Annotated in this window: 4 protein-coding genes; 3 read left to right on the top strand and 1 reads right to left on the bottom strand. The window is 74.5% G+C overall.

The genetic code is table 11. The annotated features are described in order from the left end of the window. Positions 1–99: 99 nt before the first annotated feature. Together AB0B02_RS28525 and AB0B02_RS28520 are read left to right on the top strand one after the other, a co-directional pair. The gene (locus tag AB0B02_RS28525) at positions 100–1,167 is read left to right on the top strand and encodes a hypothetical protein (protein WP_357305415.1); all 1,068 of its coding nucleotides are present in this window, start codon (positions 100–102) and stop codon (positions 1,165–1,167) included. Continuing rightward, the gene (locus AB0B02_RS28520) at positions 1,164–4,523 is read left to right on the top strand and encodes a right-handed parallel beta-helix repeat-containing protein (RefSeq protein ID WP_357305412.1); all 3,360 of its coding nucleotides are present in this window, start codon (positions 1,164–1,166) and stop codon (positions 4,521–4,523) included. Before AB0B02_RS28525 ends, AB0B02_RS28520 begins: the two co-directional genes overlap by 4 nt. 392 nt (positions 4,524–4,915) lie before the next feature. Here AB0B02_RS28520 and AB0B02_RS28515 read toward each other — a convergent pair whose 3' ends face one another. Beyond that, entirely contained in the window at positions 4,916–5,260 is a 345-nt protein-coding gene (locus AB0B02_RS28515) for a hypothetical protein (protein WP_281938968.1), read from the bottom strand. Between the two features lie 223 nt (positions 5,261–5,483). Between AB0B02_RS28515 and AB0B02_RS28510 the strand changes: the two genes are divergently transcribed. Further along, positions 5,484–6,794 carry an FUSC family protein gene (locus tag AB0B02_RS28510; RefSeq protein WP_357305409.1) on the top strand — a complete coding sequence of 437 codons (1,311 nt, stop codon included), beginning with the start codon at positions 5,484–5,486 and terminating at the stop codon, positions 6,792–6,794. The last annotated feature ends 235 nt before the right edge of the window (positions 6,795–7,029 follow it).

Raw genomic sequence — 7,029 nt, 5'->3', positions numbered from 1 at the left:
TGGTCGGCGGGTGACCGTGCGATGAACCCGACGCCCGTGCCGTCCGTTGTCAACCGGTCAGGTCCCACCGCCGCCAGGGCCGACCGAGAGGGGGCACGGTTGACCGTCCCGCTGCCGCTTCCGGCCCGGGCCGGCGCGCCGACCGTCGACGCGCCACCCCCGCTCAACGACACACCCGAGGAGCTGACGTCACGCGCGACCGTCCTCGATCCGGGCCGGTGGGCGGGCCGGTGGAGCGGACTGGCCACGCTGGCCGGCCCGCCGACCGCGCCGGCCGTCGCCGCCGGCCCTCGGCCGACGCCACGCGACGCCCCGGCCGCGGTCAGCCCCGCACGGCCCGCGTCCGACCCACCGCAGCCGACCGGGACCCCCGCCGTGGCCCGATGGTTGGCCAGCGGTGAATGGGGCGCCGAGGACCGGGCCCGGCTGCGACGGGCGTTGACCGACCGCTACGACGCGTACGCCCGGGTGGTCACCCGCACCCTCGCCGAGGAGCCCGGCCTTCGCGCTGCCGGTCACGGCGCCGACCTGGTCGGCGACCTGGTGGCGCTCTGCGCCTACGCGGCGGACCCGGCGGCGGTGAACCATGCCCTCCGGGGATCGGACGGTCCGCCCGGGGCGGCCACGCTGCTCGCCCGAGGCGCGGCGAGCGGGCTGCGCCGCCTACCCACCGTCATCGGCCCGGTCTACGCCACCAGCAGCGCGCCGACGGCCGACGGTTACCGGGCCGGCGACGAACTCGTCGAGCCGGCCTTCGTCGACGTGCGACTGTCCGGCGGGGCCGGTCCCGACGTCGCGGTCGAGTACGTCATCTGGTCGGTCAGCGCCCGACGGATCGACCCGTTCACCTCGCAGGCCCGGCCCACGGCGGCCTTCCCGCCGGGCAGCCGCTTCGCGGTGCTCGCCGTCGACGATCCGGACGGCGACGGCCCCGTGCGGGTGCTGCTGCGCGACCGTACCGGTGAGCGCCCCGCGGCGGCCGGTCGGGGCGAGGAGATGCTGCGGCGGCTGCGCGCGAACGCGACCGCCGCCGATCTCCGCGGCCCGGTCACCCTGGACTTCCCGATCGGCCTGGACGACCGGGGTCACCGCTTCGTCCCGGACCGGCCCGCCGACGCGACGCCGGCCCGGCCCACCGCTCCCGTTCCCGGAGGTTCGCGACGATGAATTCCAGTGTGGTGTCGGTGTCGCACACCGAGCCGGGCGGGCTGCCCCGCATCGCCGACGCGCTGGCGGTCGCCGGCCCGGGCACGACCATCGTGCTCCAGCCGGGCACCTATCACGAGGAGCTGCGGATCGTCGGGGACGTCACGCTGGCCGCCGAGGACGGCCCCGGCACCGTGACGCTCCAGGCGCCGGACGCGGTCGCCCTCTTCGTCGGCGCCGGCCGGGTGGAGCTGCGCGGCATCACCGTCGTCGGTGGCGGCGACCGGTTCCCGGCGGTGCAGGTCACCGGCGGGTCGCTGCGGATGTCGGACTGCGAGCTGACGGCCGACGGGCTGGTCGCGCTGCACGCCGGCGACAGCCGCCTGGACCTCGACAACTGCGTGGTGCGCAACGCCGCCGGAGCCGGTCTGCTGCTGGAGAGCGGGATGACCGGGACGGTGCGGGCCAGCACCGTCCGCGACGTCGGCGGCGCGGGGGTGGTGATCTCCTCCGGCGCCGACCCGGAGCTGGTGGACTGCACGCTGACCGAGACGGCCGGACCGGCCGTGCTGTCCGCCCGCGCCGGTCGGGGCAGCCTGACCGACTGTGTCGTGTCCGCGGTCGCCGGGCCGGCGGTCGCCGTCGAGAGCGGCGGCGCCGTCCGCCTGCTGCGCACCACGATTCGTGACTCCGGTGGCCCCGCGCTGGTCGCCACCGGCGGGCGTCCGACGCTGGAGGACTGCGTCGTACGGGATGTCGACGGGCACGGGGTGGTGATCGCCGGGGACGCCGCCCCGACGCTGTCGCGCTGCCAGGTCGAGACCGCCACCGGGCACGCCGTGTTCGCCCTGGAGACCGCCACCGGCCGGCTGGTCGACTGCCGGCTCGACGCCACCGCCGCGGCGGCGGTCGCCGTCACCGGCGGCGCGGCGCCCACACTCGAGGACTGCCGGATCACCGGCGCCGGCGACGCGACCGTGGTCTTCGACGGCGGGGCCCGGGGCACCCTGACACGGTGCACGGTGAGCGGCGGCCGGACCGGCGTGCTGGTGCGCACCGGCGCCGATCCGGTGCTCGACGACACGACCGTGGCGGACTGCCGGGAGTACGGCGTGCAGGGCGTCGACGGCGGGCTCGGCACGGTGCGCGGCTGCACCGTCGAGAGCTGCGGCGAAGCCGCCGTCCGGGTCGCCGGGGGCCGGTTGGTGCTCACCGACTCCCGGCTGCGCGGCGGCCCGTACGGGCTGATCGTCGCCGGCGACGGCCAGGCCACCCTCACCTCCTGCGAGATCGGCTCGGCGGCCCGGGCCGGAGTCGTGGTCGAGGCGTCCGGCGATCTCGACCTGCGGCACAGCCGGGTCAGCGGCGGCGACCTGGTCGGCGTGCGGTTCGCACCGGGCTCCCGGGGCACGCTGGCCCGGTCGGAGGTCGTCGACAACGGCACGGACGGGGTGCTGCTGGAAACGCGGGAGCCGGTCGACCTGACCGGCGCCACCATCACCGGCAACCGGCGTGAGCAGATCCGCCGGGTGGGGGCCGCGACCCACCCGGACCGGCGGGAGGCGCCCCGGAACGGCGACCGCCCGGCCCCCGACGCGACGCCCGTCGTGCCCTTGGCCGACTCGGAGCCGGGCCGGCGGACCCCGGATCCGGGCCGGTTCCCGTCACCGGGGGCGACGGACGCCGAGGCGGGCGCGGCGGCGTCCGACGGCGGCGACACCGTCGCGCCGCTGCTGGCGCAGTTGCACGCCCTGGTCGGCCTGGCGGCGGTGAAGCAGGAGGTGGCGACCCTGGTCGGGCTGCACCAGGTCGCGCAGCGGCGGGCGGCGGCCGGGCTGCCCCGCCCGCCGATGTCGAGGCATCTGGTCTTCGCGGGGGCGCCGGGCACCGGCAAGACCACGGTGGCCCGGCTGTACGGCCAGATCCTGACCGCCCTCGGGGTGCTCGAATCCGGCCAGTTGGTCGAGGCGTCCCGGGCGGACCTGGTCGCGGAGCACATCGGCGGCACCGCGGTGAAGACCACCCAGAAGTTCACCGAGGCGCTGGGCGGCGTGCTGTTCGTCGACGAGGCGTACACGCTGAATCCGATCGAGGGCGCGGGCGGGCACGACTTCGGCCGGGAAGCCGTCGACACCCTGGTCAAGCTGATGGAGGATCACCGCGACGAGGTGATCGTGATCGTCGCCGGCTACTCGCCGCAGATGCGGCAGTTCCTGGCCGGCAACGCCGGCCTCGCCTCACGCTTCTCCCGCACCGTCGAGTTCGACAGCTACAGCACCGACGAGCTGATCACCATCGTCGACCGGCTCTGCCGCACCCACCACTACGTGCTGGAGTACGACACCCGCGCCGCGTTGGCCGGGCTGTTCGACGCGATGCCCCGCACCGAGTCGTTCGGCAACGCCCGGGTGGCCCGGAAGATCTTCGAGGAGATGATCGGCCGGCAGGCGTACCGGCTGTCCGCGCAGGGCGCCAGTGACGGGGTGGAGCTGGCCCAGTTGCTGCCGCAGGACCTGGGCGCCGCGCCGACCGCGACCGCCGGCTCGGACGCGGCCGGCAGCGCCGCGGTGGACGGACTGCTCGCCTCGCTGCACGCGATGATCGGCCTGGAGGCGGTGAAGCAGGAGGTCGCCGACCTGATCGACCTGCTGGCCAACGCCCGGGTACGGATCAGCGCCGGGCTGCCCGCCCCCGCGGTCTCCCGCCACCTGGTGTTCTCCGGGCCGCCCGGCACCGGGAAGACAAGCGTCGCCCGGCTGTACGGCCGGCTGCTGGCGGCCCTCGGAGTGCTCAGCGGTGGGCAGGTCGTCGAGGTGGCTCGCGCCGACCTGGTGGGCGAGTACATCGGGCACACGGCGCACCGGACCCGGGAGGCGTTCGACCGCGCCCGTGGCGGCGTGCTGTTCATCGACGAGGCGTACACGCTCACTCCCCCGGACGCCCACAACGACTTCGGTCGCGAGGCGATCGACACGTTGGTCAAGCTGATGGAGGACCACCGCGACGAGGTGGTCGTGATCGTCGCCGGGTACGACCAGGAGATGGCGGCATTCCTCGCCGCCAACGCCGGCCTGGAATCGCGGTTCACCCGGCACATCCACTTCGCCCAGTACACGCCGGACGAACTGCTGGCCATCTTCCAGAACCTCGCGGCGGCCAGCGGGTACGAGTGCCCGCTGGGCACGCTCGACGCGCTGCGGGCGCACTTCACGGCGGTGCCGAAGGGCCGGTCCTTCGGCAACGGCCGGTACGCCCGTCAACTGCTCGACGAGGCGGTCACCCGGCAGGCCAGCCGGCTCCGGGGGCGTACCGACCTGTCGGTGGAGGAGCTCCAGACGTTGCAGGCCGTGGACGTGAGCCCGGCCGCGACGCCCTGACACGGGCGGCGGCGCCGTTCCCGCTGGACCCCACGCCGGCCGGCGACGTTGTGGTGCGGGGAGAGTTCAGCGAGGGAGACCACGTGCGCAACCACCAGGATCCCCCCGAGGATCGAACCCGGACCGAGCTGCGGCCCGGGCAAGCCGTCGACCTGGAGGCCTTTCGGGGACGCCCGGACGCCCTCGCCCGATCCGTCGGCGCGGGCCCGTACGCCGGTCGCGCGGTGGCGGAACGCGACAGCCGCCGGCGCCGTCATCGTCGCCGCGGCGGTGAGCCACACGGTCCCACGCCTCGACCGTCGATCATGCCGATGATCTACCGAAACCCCACACCGGTGCTGGAGCCTGTCCGGCGTACGCGCTGGCGACCCGTACGCCGGCGCGGGACGGCTCTACTGCCAGGGGCCGCTGCGGCAGATGAACTGGGTGGTGCCGCTGTACTGGGTCGTGCTGCCGTCGAAGTAGCTGTAGCTGGCCCGTACGGTGCGACCGAGGTTGCTGGCCGGGCAGCCGGCGAAGAGGGTCGACCCGGCAGTCGTGAAGGTGCCGACGCTGCCGGAGTACCAGGTGATGCTCCAGGTCGTCGTGCCGGTGCTGCTGCCGTCGCAGTAGAACTGTGAGGCGCCGGACTCGCAGGAGGGCGCCGGGGCGGCGGCGAGGGCCGGGGTGGCGCCGGCGGCGGCAAGACTCAGAGCGGCAAGGGCGGACGCGGCAAGGACCTTGACGGTGGTACGCATGGAACTCCTCCGAACGTAGCCAGGTGATGACTCAACGCAACGCCAGCCTAGCCGCCGCATAGACGTACCTGGATTAGCCATTCGGTCGATCAATCAACCCAGGCTGCGAGCTCCTCAGCAAGCGGGCAAGGTGCTGACCCTACGCTCGGCGGCCGGGACGGTGCCGTCGGCCGCCATCCGCGACAGGAACGATTCGTCCGGTCAAGGGTGGGTAACACCCGGCATGACCGACCGTGCGAGTGACGATCGCGCCCCTTCGGCTCTCGACCGGGTCGTGGAGCGCGGCGGCCACGTGCTCACGACGGCGCGAGAGGAGGGTGGCGCGTTCGGGCGGTCCCGTCGGCGCCAGCTCGAGATCATTCTGGTGATCGCCGCTCAGGCGGGCCTGGCCGCCGCGCTGGCTGCTCTGTTGGCCGCCCGGTTCGGTCCCGGAGCACACGTGTTCGCGCCCGCCGCGGCGGTCGGCACCATCGCCACCGCCATCGGCCAACGGGTCCGACGCACCCTCGAACTGCTCGCCGGTGTCGGCGTCGGCATCGTCGTCACCGACCTGCTGCGCTATCTGGTCGGCTCGGGCATCGTGCAGACCGGCGTGGTGGTCACCGTGGCCATTGCCACCGCGCTGCTCGTTGCCGGGCGCGGTGGCGCCCTGGTCGGTCAGGCCGGCGGTACGGCCGTGCTGATCGCCACCCTCGCCCCCGCCGACCACAACCTGGAGGTGCCCCGCATCGTCGACGCTCTGATCGGCGGCTTGGCCGGCCTCTTCGTGGTGGCGGTGCTGCTGCCGGTGAATCCGTTGCGAGTGCTCGACAACGCGGCCGGACCTGTCGTCACGGAACTGACCCGGCAGCTTGATGCCATTGCCGAGGCGCAGACTACAGGCGACGCGGAGGGGGCCATGCGTGCCCTGCAGGCCCTACGCGGCCTCGGCCCCGACGTCGGCCGGCTCACCGACGCCCTCGCCGGGGCCGAGGAGGTGGTCACCATCGCACCGGCCCGGTGGCGTCGACGTCGACACTTCCACCGGTACGCGACCGCGCTGCGACACCTCGAACAGGTGATCCTCTACACCCGGTCCGTGGCGCGGCGCACCGTCACCGCCCTTCAGCACGACGAACCCATCCCGCCGGCGCTGCCGATGGCCCTGTCCCGACTCGCCGACGCCCTGCGGGAGCTGCACCATGCCTGCCGCGACGAGCGCGAGTTCCTCCGAGCCGGTCGCCTCGTCCTGGAGAGCGCGGAGTGCGCCGGCCGCGCCTGGGGGCAGGGAGTGAGCTCGCTCGGCGAAGCGATGATCAACGACATCCGCACGGCGGGCAGTGAAGTGCTGCGGGCCTCGGGATGCCGGACGGAGGAGTCGAACGAGCTGGTACGGCGGGCAGCCCGGGCGGGCGAGACGGAGACGCACCCGCCGACGCGAGCGCAGCTGTACCGGCCGGTACCCGGCCGGCAACGCCGACCAACCCGAGTACACCGGGGTGCCCGCTCCCACCAGGCACGACGGCGACGGATCCGGCCGACGGACGAGCGATGACAGCGGGCGGGGGGTCCGGCCGTGGGAGGTCACCGTCCGGCGCCTGCGCCCGGGCCGCCGGCACCGCGAAGTCCCACATCGCCAACATCCGGGCGAAGCTGGGGCTCGACAACCGGGTGGGCATCGCCGCCTGGCGTGGCGGAGCGGTCTGGCGGACGCTCTGCCGCCCCGGTGCGCTGAGGTCCCGGCTCCTGGCCGGCCGGTCTGCCCGGGGAACGGAACGGACATCGGAGGG

It is taken from the genome of Micromonospora sp. NPDC049240 (genome assembly GCF_040647835.1).
Lineage (GTDB): Bacteria > Actinomycetota > Actinomycetes > Mycobacteriales > Micromonosporaceae > Micromonospora.
This window is presented reverse-complemented; position numbering and strand designations above follow the sequence as displayed.

What these genes read in the sequence shown, in the direction of transcription:
- AB0B02_RS28520 (WP_357305412.1), top strand. Translation starts at nt 1,164, where the DNA reads ATGAATTCCAGTGTGGTGTCGGTGTCGCACACCGAGCCGGGCGGGCTG.
- AB0B02_RS28515 (WP_281938968.1), bottom strand. Translation starts at nt 5,260, where the DNA reads ATGCGTACCACCGTCAAGGTCCTTGCCGCGTCCGCCCTTGCCGCTCTG.
- AB0B02_RS28510 (WP_357305409.1), top strand. Translation starts at nt 5,484, where the DNA reads ATGACCGACCGTGCGAGTGACGATCGCGCCCCTTCGGCTCTCGACCGG.